This window comes from Streptomyces sp. OfavH-34-F (genome assembly GCF_022347745.1).
Lineage (GTDB): Bacteria > Actinomycetota > Actinomycetes > Streptomycetales > Streptomycetaceae > Streptomyces.
This window is the reverse complement of sequence record NZ_JAKRGC010000019.1, coordinates 14,332-37,312: the sequence shown is the minus strand read 5'-3', so window position 1 is coordinate 37,312 and position 22,981 is coordinate 14,332. Positions and strand designations below refer to the sequence as shown.

Genomic DNA, 22,981 nt, shown 5'->3' with positions numbered 1-22,981 from the left:
CACGACCTCTTCCCCCAGCCCATCACCGAGACCGGGAGTCCCACCGTGTCCACTTCTCTCACCGGCCCGCCCGGATCCACCGAACCCCTGCTCGACGAAGACGAGACCCGCGTCGCCCGGGCCCGGCGCCAGCTGACCCAGCTGGGCACCGCCCTCGTCCTCGACCCGCTCGACCGTGGCGTACACCAGGCACTGCGCCACTTCATGGAGGCCGACTCCGAGGCAGCCCTGCGGTCTTGGGAATCGATGCTCCGGCGTTCCCCCGAGGAACTGCGCGAGCGGATCCGCGCCGTCATCACCGCCCAGGCAGAGCGGAGGGCGTCGTGAGGTTCCGCCGACGTCCGGCGGCCGAGGACGAGACATGGGACGACCTCCCCGTGGCACAGCCGGAAGCGGAAGCAGTCGACTCCGAGGCGGAGACCGGCTGGCAGACCACCACCGCCGGGCTGTCGGGCGCCGCCCGGCTGGCCCGGATCGGCGCCTGGGCCCTGATCGCCTCCGGCCCGCTGCTCGGGACCGCCTCGCTGCTCGCCTCCTCCAGCCCCGCTCAGGGTGCGCCGGTGACGGCACCGGCCGCTCAGTCGGCCTCAGACACCGGGCCTGGCGGGTGGGCTCAGCTGTACGTGACGGCCTACCTGGAGGCCGGGCAAGGGACCGAGTCCTCGCTCAACCCGTTCTTCTCCGGCTCGGTCACCCTGACGAACGCGCCGGGCAAGCGCAGCGCCACGAGCACGGTCGCGGTGGCCAGCCGTGAGGTGCAGCCGGGCTACTGGTCGGTGACCGTCGCGGCCCGTGTGGCGCAGAAGACAGCCAAGGGCGCCTGGGTCGACGCCGGCCTGCAGTACTACCAGGTCCCGGTCCAGGCGTTGGGCCCTGTGTCCGCTGGCGGGACCAAGAAGTCCGACGACTCCGCCACCGGCTACGCGGCGACCGCGCTTCCGGCCCAGGTCGCCGCGCCCGCCTCGCTGAAGCCCAGCAGCCTCGGCTACGGAACGGACCGCGGCAACAACCCGGCCGACCCCGCGACGCAGACCATCTCGGGCTTCCTCAACGCCTACCTGGCCGGCAAGGGAGGCCTGGACCGCTACATGTCGCCCGGCGTGCCCCTGCAGCCCGTCGCCCCGGCTCCTTACACCGACGTCGAGATCACCGACGTCGCCGATGACTCGGGCAGTGCCAGCAACACGACGGTGCCCGGCGACGGCGCAGTCCGCCACGCCCTGGCCACGGTCACTGCCAAGGACGACTCCGGTTCGAGCTACCCCCTCAGCTACACGCTGTCGCTGCACTCGCGCGGCGGCCGTTGGGAGGTTGCCTCCCTCGACACCGCCCCGGTGCTCCAGCGCGACAGCAGCCCGGCGCTGGTCACCCCTTCCCCTGACCCCGACGACTCGAGCACGGATGCCTCGCCGTCGCCGTCCCCCTCCTGACCGACGAGAAACGAGAGAGAACACTCATGCACACCACCGATCCGAACAGCGTCCTGCTGGCGGGCGACATCATCACCTGGGCCACGACCAAGACGAACCAGATCGGCACCCTCGTCAAGCTCGTGGCCGGCGTCGGCGTCGTCATTGCAATCTTCGGCGCCTACTGGCGTACCAAGAGCTGGGTCGCCACCGTGGTCGCCTTCCTCCTGGGCGCGCTGGTGCTGTGGGGCATAGCCAACATGCCGTCCCTGCAGACGAAGGTCGGCTCGGAGGTCAACAGCGCGCCCCAGCCGAAGGCTGTCCAGGTCGCGCCCCGAGAGGTGGCGGCGACCGTTGACGCCGGGCAGTCGACATGAGTGCCGACGAGGAACAGCTGATCGGCCACTCGTACACGCGGGCGCGCCGGCACCCGCTGGTGATCGGGAAGCTCCCGGGCGCTGGCCGGCTGCCGGGAGGCCCGTACACGATCACCCAGATCGTGACGATGGTCGCCGCCTTCCTGCTCCTGGTCATCACCCGGCAGCTGTGGGCCCACTTCGGCGTCATGAACATCCTCGTGATGATCGTCCTTCCCTGGGGCACAGCCTGGGTGCTGCGCTACGCCCGCCTGGACGGACGCGACCCGGCCCGCGCGCTGCGCAGCCTCCTGGTCTATGCCTCGACGCCGGCCGGCGGACGGTTGGCGGGCTCGCCCCAGCACCGGAGCCGGCCGCGACTGGCCCTTGCCACCTGCACCGTCCACGTGCGAACGCCCGCCCGGGACAAGCCGAAGGCCGTCCGAGCGGCTGCTGCCATGCCGGTCGCCGTGGCGCCGGCCCCCACCCGGCCGGCGCGCACCGTTCCCGTCCCGACGCCCGCGGCTCCGCGCCGTCCGCCGGCCAGGTCGGGCCTGCAAGCCCTGCTCGCCTCCCTCGACGAGCACTGATCCCCCGCTCCGCTTCCAGAAGGACTTCACCATGAACGCCATCTCCCCCTCCCCCGCCGCCTGTGACCACGTCCGCACGGTCGCTCGCATCGAGACACCGCTGATCACCGACCTGGTCGCCGCTATGGCCCACCTCGAAACGGCTGCCGAGCGCCACGACGGGCCGGTCGCCGAGGCCCGGCACGGCCACGTGACCGAGGAGGGCTTCTCCTCCTGGATCCGGTCCAGCGCGGCGCGCATCCGCACCGCGCTGGACCGGATCACCGCGCCCTACTCCGAGCCCCGACCGGCACCGGCCCCCTGACCCAGGCACGACAACGCCGCTCGCAGCCGGGTGGCGCGGCATCCCTCGCACGTCCAGCACAGAAAGCAGAAATGATCATGCGCCTCCCCGTCCGGCACATCAGCGGCCACCTCCTTTGGACCAAGCACGCCGCCGTGTGGGGCGTGTGGAAGGTGGACTCGGAGAACTACACCCACGCCAGCCGCGCCACCAAGCGGGAGCGCCTGGACGCGCTCGAAGCCCTCTTCAAGTCGCTGCGGGGCGAAGTCCTGCTGCTGTCGCTGTGCCCCCAGGTCGATGCCGCCTCCGTCGTCACGCGGATGACCTCGGGCGTGGACCTGGACAAGAGCCCGGAGTACATCGACCTGTCCCTGAAGGTCCTCGACCAGCTCGAGAACTGGGAGCTGACGGGCCGGGTGGACTTCATTGCGATGCCGCTGCCGAGCTCCGACTTCAAGGAGTCGGCCAAGGCCGTCTTCGCCTCCGCCCAGGGGGAGCTGCTGTCCACCCTCGGCCTGTCGGTACCGCCGGTGAGCATCGCCGAGGAAGAGAAACGATTCGCCGACGCCCGGCGGATGGCCGCGTCCTGGCCGACCGGCATCAAGCTGAGGCCGGCCACCGAGGCCGAGATCCTGTGGATCTACGGGCACAGCGCCCGCCGCGGCATCAGCGAGCCCCTCCTGCCCGAGGAGGGAGCGCCCCGCTCCCTGCGCGGCCGCGGGCACACCGTCACCGCGCACACGCAGGTCATCCTCGACGAGGGCGCGCGCGCCGACAGCACTTCGAAGGCGCCGGCCAACCCTTTCCGGCGCCGGTACCTCAAGTCGACGAGCGAGCACGGCGACAGCTACCAGGCATTTCTGGTGCTCTCGGAGATGCCGGAGAGCTTCATCTTCCCGGGCAGCGAGTACTTGAGCGCGCTCGACGACTTCGGCTTCCCGGTCGACTGGGCCGTGAGGTTGAACGTCGAAACCGGCTCCAAGGCCGAGCCGCGCTCGCGCCGCCAGCAGCGGGAACTGGCCCATCAGCGCTCTGAGTACGAGGGGGAGACCGCCGGCGTCCCGGCGTCCCTGGACAAGGCCAGCTTCTCGCTGGACGAGTACCGCGACCGGCTGACCGCCTCCGCGACCGAAGTCGAGATACGGGCGACCGTCATGACGTGCGTATGGGGTGCGGACGCGGACGAGGCCAACGAGAAGGCGAGCAGCCTGGCCGCGCACTTCGGCGGCAACGACTACACCCTGGTGCGGCCGGTCGGCGACCAGGCCGCCCTCTTCCACGCAATGCTCCCCGGCGTCCCCACGCCCAAGCCGGTCGCGGACTACAACCAGTTCCTCCTCGCCAAGGACTTCGCCATGGCGCTCCCCTTCTGCGGCGCGGCGCTCGGCGACGACACCGGCAGCCTGTACGGGCTCCAGCTCAACGGGGGCGGCGTGCGGCCGGTCCTGGTGGACTTCAGCCACGGCCCGAAGGTCAACGCGAGCGCCTCTGCAGCGTTCGTCGGCGAGCTCGGGTCCGGCAAGAGCGTGGCCATGAAGACCGCCATGCACTCGATCCTGGCCACCGGTCACCGCGAGGGCACCGCCGGCAGCCGTGGCCGGGCGTTGGTCATCGACCGCACCCCGCAGCAGGAATGGAGCCGGTTCGCCGCTGCGTGCCCGGGAAGCACCCAGATCATCCGCGTCGACGAGAACGCCGACATTAGCCTCGACCCCCTGCGGGTCTTCCGCGGCCCGCGGGCCGCCCGGTACTGCGAGTCCTTCTTGACGCCGCTGCTGGGCATCGGCTCCATGAGCGTCGAGGGCGTCACGCTGGCCGAGGCCATCGAGGCGACCCGGCTCGCGCCGAACCCGAGCATGAGCGCCCTGATGGACACGCTGACCCGGCGGGCCAAGACCCCGGACCCGGAGGAGCCCAACGACGCCGCGGTGCGCGCCGCAGCCAGCGAGTTGCTGCGTACCCTGCGGGCCCTGGCCAAGAAGGACCTGGCCAAGGTGATCTTCGATCCGACGCTTCCGGTCGTTCAGATCACCAACGCCGACTCGATCGTGTTCGCGGTCGACCGGATCGGCCTGCCCACCAAGGAGGAGCTCGCCGAGCACCGCCTGGGCAGCCTGGAGATCGAAAAGCTCTTCGGATGGCGCCTGATGTACCTCATCACCGCGCTGTGCAGGGAGGTGGCGTTCTCCAACCCCGCCGAGTTCTGCGGGGTGTTCCTGGACGAGTGCTGGTGGCTGACCTCGAGCGCGGAGGGCTCCAACCTGCTGCTCGAGCTCATCGCGGACGGGCGCAAGCACTTCGCCGGCGCGTTCGCCGGGAGCCACGACCCGTACGACATCGGACCGAAGAACGAGATCGGCGACAAGATCCGCTCCTTGCTCTCCCACATTTTCGTCTTCCGCCACCGCGGTAAGGCGCTGGCCAGCCGGTGTCTGGAGTTCCTCGACCTGGACCCGGCCGACCTGCAGATGATCAAGGTGATCACGGAGAATCTGAGCCCGATCAACGTCTCCGACACCGAACGTCTGCTGAGGGCCGGCGAGTGCCTCTACCGCGACCTGCGCAAGCGCATCGGCGGCATGAAGGTGCTGATCCCCGCGGACGAGCACACGGCGGAGGCGATCCACACCACTCCGGGCGGCAAGGACACCGACGTCGAGGACCTGGACGCGATCCCGGTGCTTGAGAAGAGCTTCGCGTGAACGCCCGACGGACCGCCCGGCGTCACCCGGCGGCCGGGCGACGCCGGATCTGGCTCCTGGCGATTCCGATCGCGCTCATCCTCGCCCTGTTCGGCGCCCTGGCGTGGGCGGACCCGGCCCCCACGCCGGCACCTGGCCCCGCTCCGTCCGCTCCGGGCTCCACGCCGACCAGCAAGCCGACCCCGACGCCGAAGCCGAAGCCGACCAAACCGAATCCGATCACCGAGCCGCGGCCGGGGCTGACTCCGGCGCCGCCGGACGGGAAGCCCGTCAAGGACCTGAGCACGTCGCCCGCCGACGGCTCGAACGGACTGCTCCAGCCGTTCAACGTGAAGGACCAGTACGGCGTCCCGATCAGCGCCTACACCATCAACGCCGACACCGGCGGCTGGACCGACATCGACTTGAAGATCTGGGACATCCTGGCGCAGCTGTTCTTCGGTGTCGCCAAGTGGTTCATCGGGTTCGCGTGCTGGTTGATCAAGTGGGCGCTGGACTTCGGGCTGGCCAAGATCTTTGTCGGTCCGGTCGACGACATCGCCACGACCATCCGCGACCAGATGATCAACAGGATGGGCCTGCCCGGCCTGTTCCTGCTGTTCGCGGGCGTGTACGCGGGCTGGCACATCATGTTCAAGCAGAAGTCCCGCGGCTTCGCAGAGGCCGGAGTCTCCCTGGTCGTCGCCGCGATCGCCACCACGGTACTGCTCTCACCGGCCCAGGTGCTGCTCGGAACCCAGGACCAGCCCGGCCCCGGCGGGTCGACGATGTTGCTGTCCAAGGAAGGTCTGCTGGGTAAGGCGAAGGATCTGTCCTTGCAAGTCTCCAGCCTGGTGCTGTCCGACGACCCGAATCACATTCAGGCGCGGACCTCCAATGTGAGCAAACCGATCAAAGATGCCCTGGTCGATGCCTTCATCGTCAAACCGACGCAACTCATGCTCTATGGGCAGGTTTTCGATGGACAGTGCGCCAAGGCGTTCGCCAAGGCCAAACTGGTCGAATACAACTACAAGCAGAACGGGATCAACTTCTGGGAGGGCTCCCGGGCGAATCCCGGCGGCGCCTCATACAACGATCAGCTCCTCAACGCAGGTGACCTGTTCACCAAGACATGCGAGGGCCAAAAAACCAAGATCCAGGCAAAGAAGGCATCCGCCGACCTGACGTTTTCCGCCCTGTTCGTCGCCATCGCCGCGATCATCGTCTCCGTCCTGGTGGTTCTGGTCACCGGAGGCTTCCTCACTGCGCAGGGGTGGATCGCTTTCGAGGCCATCCGCGGCCACTGGGCCCTGTGTGCCGGCATCCTGCCCGGCGGCGGCCGCAGCGTCCTGTGGCGGTGGGTCGCGGCGATCACCAAGGCCGTACTGGCCGTGGTGCTGTCGATCCTCTTCCTGTCGATCTTCATCCTGATCATCATCGCGCTGGTCCGCGCCGACACCGGCAGCGTCCTTGCTGTGAAGTTCATTGCAATCGACATCACCGCGATCGCGGGCCTGGCCGGCCACAAAAAGATCAAGGAAACCGCCCGGCAGATCTCCGTCAACCTGAACCGGCGCCTGGCCAACGCCCGAGTCGGCGGCTCCCGGCAGAGCGTCTTCAGCCGCCCGGGGCGGTACGCCGAGACCGCGCCCGGTCTGAAGCAGGTCTGGGGTGAAGCCCGCGGCGAAGCCCGGAAGGTCACGCAGCCGCTCGGGAAGGCCGGCCGCACCGCCCGGCAGCTGTGGACCGGTCCGCCGCAGGGCGGCAAGAAGGGCGGGCGCGTCCGCTCGGCCGCGAAGCTGGCGACCAACGTCGCCGCGGCGGTGGGCACCGGCGGCACCGCGACGGCGGCGAAGATCGCGGCGCAGAACGTCGCCAAGCAGACCCTGAAGAAGCGTCTGGCGACGGCCGCGGCGAACAAGATGTCCCAGAGCCGAGGCGGCAGGGCGACGATGGCCACCGGCAAGGTGGCGGCCGCGGCTGGCAAGTATGGCTGGAAGGCCACGAAGTTCACCGCCCTGGCGACCGTCGGTGCCCCCGTCGGCATCCCGCGGGGCGTCGCCGTGACCAAGCGGGGCGCCACGTTTGCCAAGGCCCGCGCCAGCGAGGTCAAGGGTCAGCTCACCGCAGTCAGGAGCCGCGCGACGGCCCGGGTCGACAAGAAGGTCGGCGAGGCGAAGGCCTTCAAGGACGAGTACGTGCGCAACGTCGCCACCGCGGGCAAGTTCGTGGGGCGCCACGGAGCCAACGTTCAGCTCGGGATGGCGCAGCCGACCGCACAGCCCAAGCCGCCCACTCCACCGGGCACCCGGGCCGCGGCCACCGCACCGCGTGTCCCGGGAACGGCACCCCGCCCTGGCTCCTCGGCTCCGAAGGCCACGCCGACGGCCAACCCTGCAGGCCCGGCTTCGGTCCCGGCGCTGCCGCACGCGCCCACCACGCCGACGGCCAAGCCAGCCGGCTCGGACAGCGGCGCGGCGCCTGCGGCACCGGGCACCAGCGCAGGATCTCCCCGGCGCATCCGCCGGGCAACCCGGCCGGCCGGGCCACCCCGCCCGAAGTCCTGACGCCCCCGGTGGGGCTGCGCCACGCGGCCCCACCGGCCTCTCCCTCCTCCGCGCCACGTCCGCGCGACCACCACGAACCAACGACGGGGGTACCCCCATGCCTCACACCGACCGCCAGCGACGCCCCGGCACCGCGGGCACCGTGGCACTGCTCGTCGGATCGGCGCTGCTCGCCTGCCTCGGCCTCCTCCTGCTCGCCCACGACCCGTCGTCCGCACCGCGAACCACGGGAACCTCGACGACCGCGCCCCGGCGCGAATCCACTCCCGCGGCCAGCACTCCGGCCCGGTCGAGCCCCACCTCACCTGCGGACGCCAGCGCCTCGCCGGCGCCGGCCAAAGGCGAGGGAGCACCGAGCCCGGCCGCAGTGCCCAACGACATCACCGCGGCCGCGCGGCACTTTGTACTGGCCTGGTCCGGTCACGACGCCCGTCCCGGCAAGGACAGCTCCTACGACGACGCCGCGCACCGCGCCGCCGCCTACTCCAGCAGAGACCTCGCCGAGCAGCTGACGACCAACTCCGCCGGCAGCGCCCGTCAGTGGCAGCAGTGGACCCGGACCAAGGCCGTGGTCGCTGCTGAGATCTCCCAGATCTCGGTGCCCGACGGCGCTCCGGAGCCGACGGCTGATACGGCCTGGATCCGCGTCCGCTACCGGCTGACCACCACTCCGGCGACGGGGCGTCCCAGCAGCACGGACGAGCAGGTGGCCCTCAAGCTCCAGCGCGACCAGGCCGGCACCTGGCTCGTCACCGCGCTGCCGTACGTGTGAGCCGGGGGCACCGGTGAAGAAGGTTCTGGCGATCCTGACCGGTCTGGGCTCCCTGCTGATCATCGTGGTCATTGCCGCGGTCGTCGCGGTCGCGATGAAGGTAGGCAGCGACAACACCAGCGGAGATCTGGAGAACGCCGGCTTCGGCGGCGGCATCGCGGACAACGCTCCCGTCCCCGCCGAGGTGCGCACGCTGATCCTCGACAGCATCGGCAAGTACGGCTGCGCCGAGGTGACTCCGTCGCTGATCGCAGCGCAGATCTTCAGTGAGAGCGGCTTCGACAGAGACGCCCAGTCCAAGGACAAGAAGGGTAATCCCATCGCTGACGGGATCGCTCAGTTCACCCCCGGCACCTGGGCCGCTCACGGAGTCGACGGCAACGGAGACAGCGTCGAGGACGTCTGGAATCCCCAGGACGCCATCCCTGCGGCCATCGCCTACGACTGCTACCTCGCCGGCCAGGTGAAGAAGGTCGCCGGCGACAGCACCGACAACATGCTGGCCGCCTACAACGCCGGCCCGTACGCCGTTCAGAAGGCCGGCGGCATGCCCCCGTTCACCGAGACCCGGAACTACGTCAAGAAGATCCGTGCCCTGGCGAAGGAGTGGGCCTCCCTCGACGACTCCGGCAGCATCCCTCTTCCGGCTGGTTCCGGCGGCGCCGTCCAGGCCATCGCCACCGCGAGGTCCGTGCTCGGGAAGATGTACCAGTTCGGCGGCGACTGCAAGCCCCCCTTCGACCACGCCAGCAACAACGGGTGCGACTGCTCCAGCCTCATGCAGTACGCCTGGGCCTCCGCCGGCGTGAACCTCCCCCGCGTCACCACCGACCAGGTCAGGTCCGGCACCCCCGTCAAGGACGTGTCCCAGCTCGCGCCCGGCGACCTGCTGTTCACCCCGGGATCCGACGGCAGCGCATCCGCCCCCGGCCACGTCGGCATGTACATCGGCAACAACCAGGTCATCGACGCACCGCGGACTGGCAAGCCCGTGCGCCTGACCCCGTTGTCGCAGTGGACCGGCTCGGCCGGGGCGATCAACACGATCGTGGCGATGCGCCACATCGGATGAACCGAAGCAGCGCATCGCGGCCAACCGTGATCTGTCGCAGCGGAAGCTGAACGCGAAGTGCCCGGCGCGCGCCCCGGAGCAGGGCGGCTACGCCTGAGTGGTGGTGAAGGCGCAGCCGTTGCCAGTACGGCGGAGTTCACCGTTCTCTTCCAGGCGCAGAACGCACACGGCCAGACGCATCGCTTCCCGGACAGTGCTGATCAGGAGGAGTTCGCCGAGTTCCTGAAGACGGGCCGAGGCACTGGGCACGGTGTGGAACATCCGGCGGACATCGTCGGTGTAGCGGTAGGAGGCGTCTACATCCTGCTCGGTCAGCATGTCCCGCCACTCGAATCCGTCGTCGGCCGGGGTATAGCTGCTCAGCTCCGTCCAATCCTGTTCGGTGGGCGGGTTCTCCAGGTGAAGCATGTCGAGGCTCATAAGGGCTTTCCTTCCGCGACGGATACGAGGCAGCACTGGACGCCGGTGCACAAAGTGCAGCCGGCCTGCGTACGTTGCGATCCTCGGCCCCGCGAGGGGCCGCCACGGCTGGGGTAGCCGACCAGCAACGATAGCGGAGTTCATCGGGCGCTGACCGCTGCACCGCCGATTCATCGCCAGCAGGGTCCGTCGCCACCGCGCCTCACCCAGTCCTCGGCGAGAGCCGCAGCCTCCTCCTGCGGGCCGACCACCGCGACTGACCTGTCGCAACGAAGGTTGAGCATTCTCACCGAAGGTTGAGCGACAAGATCAGCGCCGCTTACCGAGTCCGGGCAACCCACCGGGCACTGTGCGAACGCTGCTCGACGATTCTTCAATGACATGCCGCGGGGAGGCAGAAGCAGGGGGCTTCTCCCCAGCTGTCAGTGGTGGCAGCAGAAGGGCTTCACCGCCTTGGGGGGAGGCCACGAAGTCTCCTGAGGCGGAGCAGGCAGCGAGCTCACCTGGTACCTGGTGAGAGTAGAGGCGACCTGTTCGGGTGTTGACCTTCGTCCTTGCGCCGCAGGCGCCACATTCATGTCGGATTGCGTTCGGGTTTCGCACTCTGCCCCCTCCGAGCGGTCCTGCTCCAGCTGGCTCTCATAGTGGCCCCCACAACCTCCTTGCGGTAGGGCGGCGCGCGGTTCGACCACTCAACCTTCGGTGAGAGCGCTCAACCTTCGCCGCGACAGAACAGCGACCGCGATATCGCGCCAGCGGAGGACCGGAAATTCTCGGCGCAGACCGTCACACCCCCAGGCTCATCAACACCTCTATGTGCATCCGCCAAACGCCACCCGCATTCACCCGGAGCTCCGATGCACAACTTCCCGCCCACCACCCGCATTCTCACGAAGGCGAACACCGATGACGACGAGTGACGTGATCGACGAGCTCCTCTCCGGCGCCGACAGCCTGCCCGAGCTCGCCGAGCACGCCCATGAGTGGGCGCTGGCCAACCTGTGGTGGGCCAGCAGCCTGGCCTTCATCCTCGTGATCTCGCTCAGCTCGATCCAGCGGCTGATGAGCCGGTCAACCCTGCGCGACCGCCAGGCGTTCGAGGTCCTTCCCACCAACGGGTTCGACCCCGCGCTGGAGGACGTGCTGCGTTTCGCAAAGCAGATCGCCCGGGCCCAGCGCAACTCGTCCCGGTGGGCGCTGCCGGCGCGCGGCACCGCGATGCGCGTACGGCTGATGAGCGTCGGCGGCCCGCTGACCCTGCGCATCGAGGGGCCCACCCGCGCAACGACGGTCCTGCGGCACCAGGGCTACGCCCAGTGCGAGCTGCGCGCGGTCACCGGCAAGGAGAGCGCGCCCGAGCGCCCGGAGATCCGCCTCGGCGCCCACAACGACAGCGCTGGCTCCGCGGCTGCGGCCTGAGCCCCTCACACAGAAGGACACGATCATGACCAAGCCGTTGTCCGAGTCGGCCGTGAACCTGGCGAAGGACAATCCGTCCAGCCAGGACCGCCGCCTCCACACAGCGCGCGCCGAGCTGGCCCTGGCGCTCCCCGATCATCTGGCACTGCGGGATGTCCCGCTCAAGCCGGACCCGCTCGAGGCGCTGGCCGCCGCGGTCGCCGACGTCCGAGAATCCCTGCAGGAGAGGGTCGACCTGATCCTCGACCTCGTGCCCGTCGCCCCGGCCAAGGTTGCGCGCAAGCGCAGCCGGCTCCTGGCCGCCGCCCGTCGGGGTCCGCACGACATGCCGGCCGTTCCGGGAATGCCGCGCCAGGGCGGTGCCGGCTCGGGCTTCAGCCTGGATCGGCTGTCCTCGATCGGTACGGAGATCGTCTCGGAGATGCGAGGCGTCCAGGCCCAGCGGCCTTCCGCGAGCCACCGCCCGCGGGCGCAGCGGATGCTCAACGGCACCGACATGAAGGCGGCGATGGGGAAGTTCCATCCCGGTGTCGACCCGGTCTTCGATCTCCAGCTGCTCCTGCGCGCCTCCTCCACCGACCCCCACCGCCCGCGTCTGCTGCTGGACCAGGTCCTCGCCGCGCTGGAGGGTTGGGCGGGCGACAACCACCTGCGGCCGGTCGGGCTGAATCTCGGCCTGACCCGGCTGCGTGCCGACTCGGTGTTCTACCGCCAGCACTTCGACCGTCGCTTCGAGAGCGGCCTGTTCGCCCCGCGCAAGCGCGGGTGGGTCACCGGGGAGGAGATCGCCGGGCTGCTGAAGCCTCCGACCCGGCACAACGCGGCCGCCAACGTGATGCGCTCCGGCGGTGTGGTCCCGCCGCCTCACCCGGGTCTGCCGTCGTGGACCGGCCAGCCCGACCTGCTGCCCCTGGGGTGGGTGGCCAAGCCCGGCGGCGGTGAGCGGCTCGTCGGCGTCCCGCTGCGCTACCTCCTCTTCGCGCTGTTTCTTGGCAAAGCCGGTTACGGAAAGACCGAGATGAGCTTGGTGCAGGCCATCGCCCTGGCCCACAACGGCCACGGCGTGCTGTTCCTGGACCCGCACGGCGACGGCTGGCAGCGGGCCCGCCCCTACCTGGCTCACCGCGAACTCGCGCCGCGGATCTGGGAGATCGACCTCACCTCGCCGGACCTCAGTGCGCGGGTCGCGTCCTGGAACCCCTTGTCGATGCAGAACCGCAAGGAAGATGACATCCCGGACATCGTGCAGTACATCGTCACGGGTTTCTCCAGCGCACTGAACTGGAGCGACTCGGCGGGCCGCGCGAAGACGATTCTCACCAGGTCGGTCGAGTCGCTGGTGGAGCTGTCGCTGCTGCTGTCGAAGGCGGGCCGACCGGACCTCGCGCCGACGATCTTCCAGATCCGCACGATCCTGACGGACGAGGTCTGGCGCGACGCGGTGGTGCCGTACCTCTCGAAGAACCTGCGGGACTTCTGGGAGAAGACCTATAAGAAGTACCCGGGTGAGGCGACACCGGTCGTCACCAACATCATCGAGCGCCTCGACAGCAGCAACGCGGTGAAGGCGTTCCTCGGTTCGTCGCTGTCCACGTACGACATCCGCACGGCGATGGACGAGGGCAAGGTGGTCTTCATCTGCCCGTCCGGGACCGGCGACACCGACCGGATCGTGTCCTGCTTGCTGATCTACGACCTTTTCCGGGCCGGCCTGTCGCGCCGGGACATCCCCGTCGCGGACCGCAAGGACTTCTACTGCTGGATCGACGAACTCACTGCGGTCGATGGCGCCTCGAAGGGCACGCTGGCCGCGATCGCCGAGCAACTGCGTAAGTTCCGGGTCAAGTTGCTCGCGATGACGCAGATGGCGCAGCGGCTGACGCCGACGACGCGCCAGGGCCTGCTGCAGAACCTCTCGGTGCTCTCGACGACGGCCAGTGACGTCGACGAGGCGCAGCTGGTGACCCGGCGCTGGGGCAAGAAGGTTGACCCGGACACCATTACCGCCCTGCGGCCCTACCACTACGTGATGTCGGCGACCTTGGCCGACGGGCGCACTGCCCCCTTCCGGGTGCGCGGTGCCAGCGTCGAGGAGCTGTACGAGGACTACCACCGGCCCGACGAACTGCCGAGGCTGTCGGCGTCCGTCGACCAGAACCTGCACCGCCGCCCAGTACGCGACATCCTCGACGACCTCCGCCGGCTCGACAAACGCATCCTGCGCGCGCTCTCCGAGATTCCAGTGCCACCGGACGATGACGAGGGCAAGGACGAGCCGGCCGACAACAGCCAGGACGGTGGCGGGGCCGCTCAGAAGGGGCGCGCGCCGGAGAACGGGAGGGTCCGGATCAGCAACGACCCGGGCACCGTCATCAGCGGAACCCACGAGGAGGAACCTCCCGACACGGAGGAAGAGCCGCCGGAGGACGACAACGGCGGTCAGCCGGAGACGGTGCTCGTATGACGCTGACGATCGAGACCCCCGAGAACGCACCCGTGCAGCGGGCCAGCTTCCACGCTCTGGGAACCCGACTGCTCCACGTGCTCTATCAGCACCGCCTCATGTCCACCGACCAGCTTCAGCGGCTCCTCCTGCCCACGGCCGGCGACGCCTCGTACCTGCGGCGCCAGCTGCGCGAGCTCCTGGCGGCCGGCCTCGTCCAGCGGATCTGGGCCAGCCACCGTCCTACGCCGACCGCAGCTCCCGACGGCAGGAAGCGCCGGCCGGTCAAGCCGCCGTACCTGTGGTTCCTGACCGAGGAGGGTGCACAGTCCGTGGAGGACGGCGGGGAGCTCCAGCCGCGGCCCTACCGGATCACGCCGGAAGCCGTCGCCGGTGCCCGGCAGGGGCATACCCTGGCGGTCAACGAGATGGGACTGGCCTTCACCCGGCACGCCGCCCGGCTGGGTCATGAGTGCGGCCCGCTGGACTGGATACCGGAAGTCGCGCATCGCATCCGGGACGGCGCACGGCGTTTCGAAGACGATCATGTCATCACCGACGCCGTCATGAACTACGTGCACGTGCGCCGGGGCCGGCGGGCGATGATGACGCTGTTCCTGGAGATGGACCGCGCCACGATGACCTCCGCCCGCCTGGCGGCCAAGGTCGCGGCGTACGGCCGTCTGCACGAATACGTGCCCCAGCACCCCGATCGGACCCGCCGGTCGGCGGCGACGAGCCGGCCCGCATGGCAGTACACCTACCCGACCTTTCCCCGGCTCTTGGTGGTCCTGGACGGCAGGTCCTCGCCCACTCTCGCGGCCCGGCTCGCCGCAAGGACCGAGGACCTCTACACCCTCACCCGGGCGGACCCGCGCCTGGGGCGCCTGGCTGGCCGGCTCTCGATCGGCGTGACCACCCTGCAGCTATTGCAGGAGCGCGGACCATTCGAGCCGATCTTCACTCCCCTGCTCCGGGGCGCGCCGGAGAAGCGGCCCCCGCTGACCGACCTGTACCTCAAGACCGCCCAGTAGGACGGCCGCCTCCGGCCCGTCCGGGCCATTCACTGCACGAAGGACATCAGTTCATGAGCATCGCCACGGCGGAAGAAGCACCGCCCGAGGGCGGCAGCATGATCCAGCTGACCGAGATCCTGCACCGCAGCACAAAGTTGCGGCAGCGCCGCTTCGACATGCTGCCGATGCGCGGCCCTGGCAGTCCCTTCACCGAGCCCCACGGGCGCAAGCCCGGCGATGCCACCGCGCCGGAGGAACTGTCCGACCTCATCTCGTCCATGTCGGTCGTCGGCATGCTCGAACCGGTCCTGGCCGAGGAGATCACCGTCGCCGGCCGCGCTCCGACCATCCGCCTCGTCACCGGCGAGCGGCGGCTGCGTGCGATGCGCTGGGGGGCCCAACACCTGCCGGACAATCCGCACTTCGCGGCGCTGCCCGCCGTTGTGTGCCCGGGGCCCCTCAGCGACGAAGAGCGACACATGTGGCGATTCGTGGAGAATTTTGCGCGCGAACCGCTACGGCCGGGCGAGCAGGCCGCTGCCCTGATGTACCAGCGGTGCGCCGTGCTCACAGGCAAACTACTGCGGGCTGGCAAGCCCGTGCCCGGCCACGTATACGCCATCACCGACAGCCTCGAACGCTTCAAGGCCCTGGAGCGAATCCGCGGTTCGGATCAGACCTGCGCTGCCCCTTGGACCGAGGTCCTCGGCCGTCTCGGCCTCCAGCTGACCGAGCGCAAGGCCACCGAACTCGTGCGCGCCTTCCGCGAGCTGCCACGGGACCTGACCGCGGAGATGGATGAGGAGGCCGTCCGTCTCAACACCCGTATCCGTTTCGCCGCACTGCGCCGCGGGCGGGAATCTGCGGCAGCGGACATCTGGGCGTCCCTCAAGGGGAGCAGCCGCCTGCACCTGCTCCCCAGCGCGGTCGACATCAGCCTGACGGCACCGGAGCTCGAGCCGGACGAGGTCATCGACGCCGCCGAGGAGCGCCTTGAGCGGGCCAACGCCAACCGCCGCGCGAAGCTCACCCGCGTTCCCGCGCCAGCATCCACGACCGACGGCGAGCCGACCGACGATCTCGACGACGAAGCAGCACCGTCGCCGTCGTCGCCGGGCGATGCGACCCCGATCGCCGACGATCACCGGCCCGTGGTGGCCGTCCCCGGCCCCGAGGAGCAGGAGGAGCCACGCCCGGCGGCCACGCCGGTGGACGCCCAGCTCGTGCGCAACGCCCTGGACGGCCTGCGCGGCCTTCTGGCCGAGGTACGGGCCGGCCGTCAGGTTGGCCGGTACGACCGCGGGTCGCTCCGCCTGGCCCTGCGTGAACTCGAGCAGCACCTGGCCGACGAGGCCACCCCCAACCAAGAGAGCGAGACCGCCGCATGACCAGCATCTCCCTTCCGATGCCCCGAGTCGGCCTTCCCCTTCCCGGCAAGGGCTGCGACTGCACCAGCTGCGCCTTCTGGGCCGGTCCTGACAGACGGGGCGGCCCGGCGACGATCGAGCCGCTGTGCTCGGGCAACAACTCGGACTGCTCGTACTGCGGTTGCGCCGCCACCGAGGCCGGCTCACCGGCGGGCGCCTGCGGCGGGTGCCCGATCAGGTGCGGTTCCAGGACCGACATCGCCCAGTGGATGGCCGACGTCGGCGGAACCCTGGCCTTCGACGACATCACCATCGAAGGGACTTTGCCCGAGCTGCCGGCCTTCATCCCCATGACCGACGGATCGGCCGTCACGCAGCTGGATGCGAGTCTGCGCTGGCCCGCCTACGGCGTGGGGCTGCGCCGGGTCTTCTCGCCCGACACCCACACGATCTACCCGCGCTTCGCCGGGAAGTCGGCCCACGAGGCCCTCGCCCTGCGCGATGGGCAGAAGGCAGTGCTCGTCGGGTACGGAGAGGATCCGCTCGTCGAAGCTTTCTGGACCTACCGCAAGCGCGACGGGCTCGTCGAGGAGATCGCTTCCCAGGGCTGGGACCTGGTCCTCTCGCCCAATTACTCGATCTACGGGAACTGGCCGCGGACCGAGCACCTGCTCAACATGCGGCGGTGCCTGCTGATCGCCGAGGAGTTCGCCGACGCCGGTGTGGCCGCCATCCCGAACGTGTACTGGTTCCGGCTGGAGGACTTGAAGCGCTACACCGCGTGGATCGAGGACGCGCCGCCGCCGGCGATCGCCGTGAACGTCCAGACGGTCAGGGAGAACTCCAACTGGGACACGTGGGCGCTGCCGGGCCTGTACTGGCTGGCGGAGAACCTGCCCGCGCACATGCCGATCTTCCTCACCGGTCTGTCTCGGATCGACCGGATCGCCCAGGTCGTCGCGCTCTTCGGTGACCGCCTGACCCTGATCAGCCAGAACGCGCATCAGTACGCGATCCACGGCGCCATCATGACCGCGGCCGGACGTGAGGACGTCCACGCCCGGCCGGCCGACGCCTTCGCGTCCACGGTCCAGTTCATGGCCTCCCTCCTTCCGCGCCGCTGAGCGTTGTCACACGGAAGCCGGGTTCGGCACCTCTATCCGCCGAACCCGAAGAAGGAGGGCTTCCGCCATGTCGACACCTACATCACCGCAGCCCGGGACGCCCGAGGAGCGTCCGGCCGCGGCCGCCTGGCAGCTGTGGATCCTGATGGTCTGGCACCCCGCGGTGGGCATGGCCGTCGACCCGGTCGCCGTCCTGGCTCTGGACACCGCCCCGGGCGCCGATCCGGCGCAGTACACCGTGTGGGTACCCCTCGTGTACGACGAGGCCAACCCGTGGAGGGAACGCCTGGCCGAGGGTGTCAGCCCGGAGCGGATCGCCCGATGGGAGTCCGAGGCCGGCGCCTGCCAGATCGCACCGGCCGCCGTCCCCGAGGGGGCCGTGGACCTGCGGCACGCCGCCGACCTCGTCCTCGACGAGCTCCTCGGCGAGGTCATACCCGCCCTGCCGCCGCGGACCGGTGCCTGATGGGCACCAACTCCAAGAGCTCGCACGCCTCCTACGCCATCGCGCCCAGTGACGTCCCGGAGAAGGCCGATGGGATCGAGGGCGCCGGGCAGGCGTCCGCCGCAGCCGCGGCCGAGCCCGAGCTCAGCGACGGACTCGTCGACGCCAAGACCGACCTGATGGTGGCCATGGACAACCTGGATGCCCTCGCGGTCGGCAACGGCGTGGCGACCGGCAACTACCCCGAGCTGCCCGACGACCCGGTGGAGCGGTACGAGATCTTCGCCGCCCAGATCCAGTCCGCCCGCGAGGCCATCGAGAAGATGAAGGAGGAGGGCGCCTCCGACGAGGAGATCAAAGCCCAGCTCGACGCCCTGCGGGCACAGTCCATGGCCTACCTCAACGCGCTGGAGCCCGAGGAGCTGCAACAGATCTCCGCCGCCAAGGGCTTCGAGCACCCTGCCCTCGTGGGGCTGTCCGGGTCGGGCCAGCACCCACTGGTGCACTGGCTGGACCCGTACTACGGCGACAACATCCCCTCCAAGCAGAAGATCCAGGCTGCCGCGCAGAAGCGGTACGAGCAGCTCGCAGCCGGCCAGACGGTCGGCGGGATGACCCTGGCCGACCTCCAGCAGATCGAGGGCACCAGCGGTGCTCCCGACGCTCCGCCCGGGACGTGGGCGGCCACCCCGGAGCAGGTCAAGGCCGCCGAGAAGAAGTGGGACGACGCCAGCGTCGAGGTGGCCAACTCCAAGGGGGTCCTGGACAGCGAGAAGCTGAAGAACCTCCTCGACGCGGAGAAGCAGGTCCTCACGGCGCACTCGCCGGACACTCCCGATCTGGAGACCCTCAAGAACCACACCCAGATCTGGACCGCAGACCTCCTCGCGGAAACCAAAATCAACCAGTCGACCGTGATGCCGCTGGTCCAGGACGCCCTGGCGTCCGAGGAGATGTCCCTGACGGAGGCCCAGCACCTCAAGCCGGTCGAACTGGCCGGTCTCCTGCGCACCGGCACGCCCGAGGCCGAGAAGGAAGCGCTCAAGGCCACCGCCCAGGCCCGGAAAGACCAGCTCAAGGCGCTCGACAACGCCCTGGAGGTCCACCAGAGCGGTAAGCAGGACGTCCACACCGAGCTGACCCTGCCCGACCTGGCCGGCAACCCGAACGCCGCAGCCCAGGTCGCCTCCTGGGCAACAAACACCGGCGAGCTGCACACGATGCAGCAGGACGCGCAGGGGTGGATCCACGAGACCCTCCAGTCCCCCGTCGACATCGGCTTCGCCAACCCCGCGCTCCTCAACACCCACCAGGTCGACCCGAAGGCCCTGACCACCGAGTTCTACAGCTGGGCGAAGACCCAGAAGATCGGCGACCTCCGCGCGGTCGCCGGTGAACTGGGCATGGCGGACCCGGCCAAGGCCAACCGCGGCCAGCTCCAGAGCTACATCGCCGCCAGCTTCAACCCCGCCTTGGACCAGGACGCCATCAACGCCAAGGTCCAGGTGACGGCCGCCAAGAAGCAGGCCGCAGCGGCGGCCGTCAAGGCGTCGGCCGCGCTCGCCTCCGACGAGGCGGTCAACGCCCTCAAGAGCAAGCTCGCGGGCAGTCCGGCCCCGACAGCCAGCTCAGCGTCGGGCGCCGGTGGCCTGACCCAGGAGAGCAAGGTCGAGGCCGCGATCAAGATGGGCGCCAGTCCAGTCCAGGCTCAGAATCTTGCCCAGGCCGCCGGCGCCGCACCGGCGAAGCCGATCCCGAAGGCGCCGACGAAGCCGGCCGCCCCCGGATCGTTCAATGCCAAGGTCCAGGCCGTGGTGGCCGGCCTCCAGCAGGCCAAGGCGACCGCCCAGGACGTTCCGGCCCGGATCGACTCCGACGTCGTCAGCTCGTGGTCGTTCGGCTCGGGGACGCCCGCCCACCTCGGCGGCACCTACAACAAGACGCTGCACTCCGCGCCGGATGGCTCCAGCTGGCTGTTCAAGGCCGACCACAACGGCGGAGTAATCGCCCATTCCGAGGCGGCCGCCTCGCACGCCCTCTCCCTGGGAGGTGTCCCGGCCGTCCCGGTGTACGTCAAGCAGGTCGGCGGCAAGGTCGGCAGCGTCCAGCCGATGCTCCAGGGTGCCACCCACTTCGCGTCCGACCCGCACAAGTGGTCGCAGTCGGAGGTCGACTCCATCGTGCGTTCCCATGTCGGCTCCTGGCTCGTCGGTGACCACGACGGTCACCAGGCCAATGTGCTGCGCACGGCGTCGGGCGGGCTGGTGCACATCGACCGGGGACAGGCGTTCAAGCACTGGGGCAGGGACAAGCTCTCGCTCGGATACGCGCCGTCCGGCGGCGGGTCGTACGACCCGGTGCACCAGAAGCTGTACTCCGCCGCGCTCGGTGGCGGGCTGGCCGACGGAGTCAAGGTCAATCCGGCCGTCGCCCACCCGATCATCAAGAACTTCGAGGCGATCCCGGACAGCCAGTGGCGGTCCATGCTCCACTCCACCGCGTACGAGGGGGCGAAGTCCGGTAGTGGCGTTCACTGGGTGCCTGCGATGCGCAAGCAGGCCGCCAAGAAGCATGGCGTCGCGGTCTCGAAGGTGACCACTGAGCAGATCGCCGAGGCGTTCCTCGACCACGCCGTCGAGCGGAAGCAGAACCTGCGCCAGGCGTTCGCGGACTTCTTCGTCAAGGACCTGAAGATGCCGCAGGCGGCATCGCTGAAGCACGGAGCTGAGTGATGGGCACGAACTCGAAGAGCAGCCACGAGTCCTACGCCGTCTCCCCGACGGTCTCGACCGAGGCTCCGCCCACGCCCCCGGACCTCGGGGCCACCGCTCCGAAGCCGGTGATGGAGATCGATCCGGCGCTGCTGGAGTCAATGCTGCTGCTCGACTCCAGCAGCGAGATGCCGCTCACCGACCAGGGCGGCGCCTTGACGACGGACGATGGACCGGCCGTTGGGGTGCCCGCCGCTGGCGAGATGCCCGCGGCCGAGCCGGCTGATGACGAGGTGCCGGTAGCGGAGACCGCCGAGACGTCGAGCCCGGCGCCTGAGCCGGTGAAGACCGACGAGTTGGAGGAGGCCGCGCTGGCGGCCGTGGAGACGGAGTCCGACGAGGGGGCGGACGGCACCGGCGCGGGCGCCGCAGGCACGGGCGAGGTCCAGTCGGCGGAGGAGGAGCCGGAGGACACCGACCCGCCGCTGACGCCCGTGCCGGAGGCTCCGCCGGCAGGTGTCGCTGTGGGGACGCCGATCCTGGTCGGCGGCGAGGACTTCCTGAACTCGCAGGCGGCTCTGGTCTCCTACCTCTCCCCCGACGGGCCCCGCGAGGTCCTGCTCGCGCACGTCAGTGAGGACGCCGAGGGCAAGCTGCTCGATGCGCTGAGCGTCTCGGGCACGAAGATGGTCGACGTCCAGGTCGAAGAGCAGGTCAAGGAGCGGCTGGAGCTGGACAAGAAGGCGCAGCTCGCCGAGCTGGTGACCGCGGCGACCACCTCGGTCCAGCACAAGCTCAAGGGCGGCGGGCCGATGTCCGAGGCCTCCATCCAGAAGCACCAGAAGGCCCTGGACGCGGTCAACGCCGTGCTTGCCTCCCCCGGTCTCACAGACGACGAGAAGGCCATGGCTCAGTATTACCTGGACCAGGTCAACACCGTCGGGGAGAAGATCCAGAACGGCGGCGCGCCGATGGCGCACTTCGATCCGCACGGGCAGCTGGTCACCAAGACAGTGACCAAGCAGATACCGGCGCCGACCGATGAGCCGGAGCCGGGCACCCTCGCGGCCCAGTTGCGTAATGCCAGCCGCATCAAGGCCAAGCTCGATGCGCAGAGCGGGGAGACGTCCTGGGACGGCAAGAGCCGCAGCAAGGCGAAGGGGAAGGAGTACGCGATCGACCTGGGCGACGGCTGGAGCGCGGTGTACCGGCCGTACGCGGCCAACGACCCGCACAACACCGAGTTCTCGATGCGTGGCCAGCTCGAGGTTCATGCGCCGGTTGGTGCCGGTCACGGCAAGCAGCTCGTCGACCGTCTGGAGCAGCTGCATCTGGTCAACGCGCCGATGACGGCCGCCGAGGGCGAATGGACCTACCTGTCCAACAATGTGACTGCCCAAAACCTGGCGGGCGCTCCCGGGATGAAGGCAGCCTTCGCCGAGGCCAAGGGGCTGGAGGACCTGCAGGTCCAGGAGATCGTGCACCAGCGCGCCGAGTCGCTGATCGGCCTCGGGGAGGACGAGCTCCACTACCAGGTCAAACGCATCCAGCTGGAAGCCGCGCAGAAGGTCCTGCCGAAGAAGGTGAAGGTCCTCCGCGAGGCGGTGGCCAAGGCGACCGGGTTCGCCAGCGGGGACGCGCTGGCGGCCAGCGCAGGGTACGACCCCACTCCCGCGACGTCCGGCGGCTGGCTGACGTGGTCCCGGTTCGACGTCACGGGCAAGAGCGCGCAGATCAAGGAAGCGTTCAAGGGCCGGTCGCTGACGCACAGCATCGGCGGCGGCGACATGGTGGCGCTTTTCGGCACCGGGGTGCTGGCCTCCACCGAGAAACGCGCGGTGATGGGCATCAGCAGCGGTGTTGGCATGTCCGAGCAGCAGGACAAGTACACCGGCGGCGCGAACTCCGTCTTCATCCGCGTCGCGAACACCCCGAAGTCCGGCCACGGCGGCCAGCTGATCTGGGACGATCCGTCCGTCCTGATGCGCCGGTCCGACTACTACGCCTACAACGGCGACAAGTTCGGGGTCAGCCCGGACAAGAAGAAGTCCGCAGGTCTGACCCGTGACCCCTTGAAGATCGCCACGCACAGCGCGTCCAACAACGAGATCATGTTCCGCGATGGCCTGGACCTGCTGGGCGCCGAAGCTCCCAGCCGCATCGTCTGCAACTACGCGCACCAGCGCACGGCGCTGCTGGAGTCCTTCAAAGCCCGCGGCATCACCCACCTCGGCGGCAAGCCCGTCGAGGACGTCGTCAAGAGCAGCCACTGAGGCCCGTCCGGCCCGCCCACGAGGAGAATG

General features: G+C 69.6%; 18 protein-coding genes. 17 read left to right on the top strand and 1 reads right to left on the bottom strand.

Features of this window, described 5'->3' with window-relative positions:
- Positions 1-45: 45 nt before the first annotated feature.
- From MHW47_RS06225 to MHW47_RS06180, 9 genes are all read left to right on the top strand, one after another.
- The gene (locus MHW47_RS06225) at positions 46-327 is read left to right on the top strand and encodes a hypothetical protein (protein ID WP_239221617.1); all 282 of its coding nucleotides are present in this window, start codon (positions 46-48) and stop codon (positions 325-327) included.
- Positions 324-1,430: a conjugal transfer protein gene (locus tag MHW47_RS06220; protein WP_239221616.1), complete on the top strand. Its 1,107-nt coding sequence runs from the start codon at positions 324-326 to the stop codon at positions 1,428-1,430. The genes MHW47_RS06225 and MHW47_RS06220 overlap by 4 nt, the downstream gene beginning before the upstream one ends.
- A gap of 26 nt (positions 1,431-1,456) precedes the next feature.
- On the top strand, positions 1,457-1,786 hold the full coding sequence (locus tag MHW47_RS06215; RefSeq protein WP_239221615.1) for a hypothetical protein: 330 nt from the start codon (positions 1,457-1,459) through the stop codon (positions 1,784-1,786).
- A complete protein-coding gene (locus MHW47_RS06210) occupies positions 1,783-2,355 on the top strand; it encodes a conjugal transfer protein (protein ID WP_239221614.1) in 573 nt (190 codons plus the stop codon). Before MHW47_RS06215 ends, MHW47_RS06210 begins: the two co-directional genes overlap by 4 nt.
- A gap of 31 nt (positions 2,356-2,386) precedes the next feature.
- Positions 2,387-2,659, top strand: coding sequence for a hypothetical protein (locus MHW47_RS06205; RefSeq protein ID WP_239221613.1), 273 nt, complete (start codon positions 2,387-2,389; stop codon positions 2,657-2,659).
- A gap of 77 nt (positions 2,660-2,736) precedes the next feature.
- A complete protein-coding gene (locus MHW47_RS06200) occupies positions 2,737-5,340 on the top strand; it encodes an ATP-binding protein (protein WP_239221612.1) in 2,604 nt (867 codons plus the stop codon).
- A complete protein-coding gene (locus tag MHW47_RS06190; RefSeq protein ID WP_308381483.1) occupies positions 5,337-7,889 on the top strand; it encodes a hypothetical protein in 2,553 nt (850 codons plus the stop codon). The genes MHW47_RS06200 and MHW47_RS06190 overlap by 4 nt, the downstream gene beginning before the upstream one ends.
- Before the next feature lie 97 nt (positions 7,890-7,986).
- The gene (locus MHW47_RS06185) at positions 7,987-8,661 is read left to right on the top strand and encodes a hypothetical protein (protein ID WP_239221611.1); all 675 of its coding nucleotides are present in this window, start codon (positions 7,987-7,989) and stop codon (positions 8,659-8,661) included.
- A gap of 13 nt (positions 8,662-8,674) precedes the next feature.
- Positions 8,675-9,733: an NlpC/P60 family protein gene (locus MHW47_RS06180; protein ID WP_239221610.1), complete on the top strand. Its 1,059-nt coding sequence runs from the start codon at positions 8,675-8,677 to the stop codon at positions 9,731-9,733.
- A gap of 87 nt (positions 9,734-9,820) precedes the next feature.
- Here the strand turns inward: MHW47_RS06180 and MHW47_RS06175 are convergent, their stop codons facing one another.
- Positions 9,821-10,153 (bottom strand): hypothetical protein, encoded by a 333-nt coding sequence (locus tag MHW47_RS06175; RefSeq protein ID WP_239221609.1) that lies wholly within the window; start codon positions 10,151-10,153, stop codon positions 9,821-9,823.
- Positions 10,154-11,059: 906 nt separating this feature from the next.
- Here MHW47_RS06175 and MHW47_RS06170 point away from each other — a divergent pair.
- The 8 genes from MHW47_RS06170 (at position 11,060) to MHW47_RS06135 (ending at position 22,951) form a co-directional block, all read left to right on the top strand.
- Entirely contained in the window at positions 11,060-11,572 is a 513-nt protein-coding gene (locus MHW47_RS06170) for a hypothetical protein (RefSeq protein ID WP_239221608.1), read from the top strand.
- A 25-nt stretch (positions 11,573-11,597) separates the two neighbouring features.
- A complete protein-coding gene (locus MHW47_RS06165) occupies positions 11,598-14,036 on the top strand; it encodes a type IV secretory system conjugative DNA transfer family protein (RefSeq protein WP_239221607.1) in 2,439 nt (812 codons plus the stop codon).
- Positions 14,033-15,049, top strand: a complete 1,017-nt coding sequence (locus MHW47_RS06160) for a replication-relaxation family protein (RefSeq protein WP_239221606.1) — start codon at positions 14,033-14,035, stop codon at positions 15,047-15,049. Before MHW47_RS06165 ends, MHW47_RS06160 begins: the two co-directional genes overlap by 4 nt.
- Before the next feature lie 53 nt (positions 15,050-15,102).
- Positions 15,103-16,419, top strand: coding sequence for a ParB N-terminal domain-containing protein (locus tag MHW47_RS06155; protein WP_239221605.1), 1,317 nt, complete (start codon positions 15,103-15,105; stop codon positions 16,417-16,419).
- Positions 16,416-17,522 (top strand): DUF4417 domain-containing protein, encoded by a 1,107-nt coding sequence (locus tag MHW47_RS06150; protein ID WP_239221604.1) that lies wholly within the window; start codon positions 16,416-16,418, stop codon positions 17,520-17,522. Before MHW47_RS06155 ends, MHW47_RS06150 begins: the two co-directional genes overlap by 4 nt.
- Positions 17,523-17,589: 67 nt before the next feature.
- Entirely contained in the window at positions 17,590-17,988 is a 399-nt protein-coding gene (locus MHW47_RS06145; RefSeq protein WP_239221603.1) for a hypothetical protein, read from the top strand.
- Positions 17,988-20,699, top strand: coding sequence for a hypothetical protein (locus MHW47_RS06140; RefSeq protein WP_239221602.1), 2,712 nt, complete (start codon positions 17,988-17,990; stop codon positions 20,697-20,699). The genes MHW47_RS06145 and MHW47_RS06140 overlap by 1 nt, the downstream gene beginning before the upstream one ends.
- Positions 20,699-22,951: a hypothetical protein gene (locus tag MHW47_RS06135; RefSeq protein WP_239221601.1), complete on the top strand. Its 2,253-nt coding sequence runs from the start codon at positions 20,699-20,701 to the stop codon at positions 22,949-22,951. The genes MHW47_RS06140 and MHW47_RS06135 overlap by 1 nt, the downstream gene beginning before the upstream one ends.
- Positions 22,952-22,981: the final 30 nt, after the last annotated feature.

What these genes read in the sequence shown, in the direction of transcription:
- MHW47_RS06135 (WP_239221601.1), top strand. Translation starts at nt 20,699, where the DNA reads ATGGGCACGAACTCGAAGAGCAGCCACGAGTCCTACGCCGTCTCCCCG.
- MHW47_RS06215 (WP_239221615.1), top strand. Translation starts at nt 1,457, where the DNA reads ATGCACACCACCGATCCGAACAGCGTCCTGCTGGCGGGCGACATCATC.
- MHW47_RS06140 (WP_239221602.1), top strand. Translation starts at nt 17,988, where the DNA reads ATGGGCACCAACTCCAAGAGCTCGCACGCCTCCTACGCCATCGCGCCC.
- MHW47_RS06145 (WP_239221603.1), top strand. Translation starts at nt 17,590, where the DNA reads ATGTCGACACCTACATCACCGCAGCCCGGGACGCCCGAGGAGCGTCCG.
- MHW47_RS06175 (WP_239221609.1), bottom strand. Translation starts at nt 10,153, where the DNA reads ATGAGCCTCGACATGCTTCACCTGGAGAACCCGCCCACCGAACAGGAT.
- MHW47_RS06200 (WP_239221612.1), top strand. Translation starts at nt 2,737, where the DNA reads ATGCGCCTCCCCGTCCGGCACATCAGCGGCCACCTCCTTTGGACCAAG.
- MHW47_RS06185 (WP_239221611.1), top strand. Translation starts at nt 7,987, where the DNA reads ATGCCTCACACCGACCGCCAGCGACGCCCCGGCACCGCGGGCACCGTG.
- MHW47_RS06150 (WP_239221604.1), top strand. Translation starts at nt 16,416, where the DNA reads ATGACCAGCATCTCCCTTCCGATGCCCCGAGTCGGCCTTCCCCTTCCC.
- MHW47_RS06205 (WP_239221613.1), top strand. Translation starts at nt 2,387, where the DNA reads ATGAACGCCATCTCCCCCTCCCCCGCCGCCTGTGACCACGTCCGCACG.
- MHW47_RS06170 (WP_239221608.1), top strand. Translation starts at nt 11,060, where the DNA reads ATGACGACGAGTGACGTGATCGACGAGCTCCTCTCCGGCGCCGACAGC.
- MHW47_RS06155 (WP_239221605.1), top strand. Translation starts at nt 15,103, where the DNA reads ATGAGCATCGCCACGGCGGAAGAAGCACCGCCCGAGGGCGGCAGCATG.
- MHW47_RS06165 (WP_239221607.1), top strand. Translation starts at nt 11,598, where the DNA reads ATGACCAAGCCGTTGTCCGAGTCGGCCGTGAACCTGGCGAAGGACAAT.
- MHW47_RS06210 (WP_239221614.1), top strand. Translation starts at nt 1,783, where the DNA reads ATGAGTGCCGACGAGGAACAGCTGATCGGCCACTCGTACACGCGGGCG.
- MHW47_RS06160 (WP_239221606.1), top strand. Translation starts at nt 14,033, where the DNA reads ATGACGCTGACGATCGAGACCCCCGAGAACGCACCCGTGCAGCGGGCC.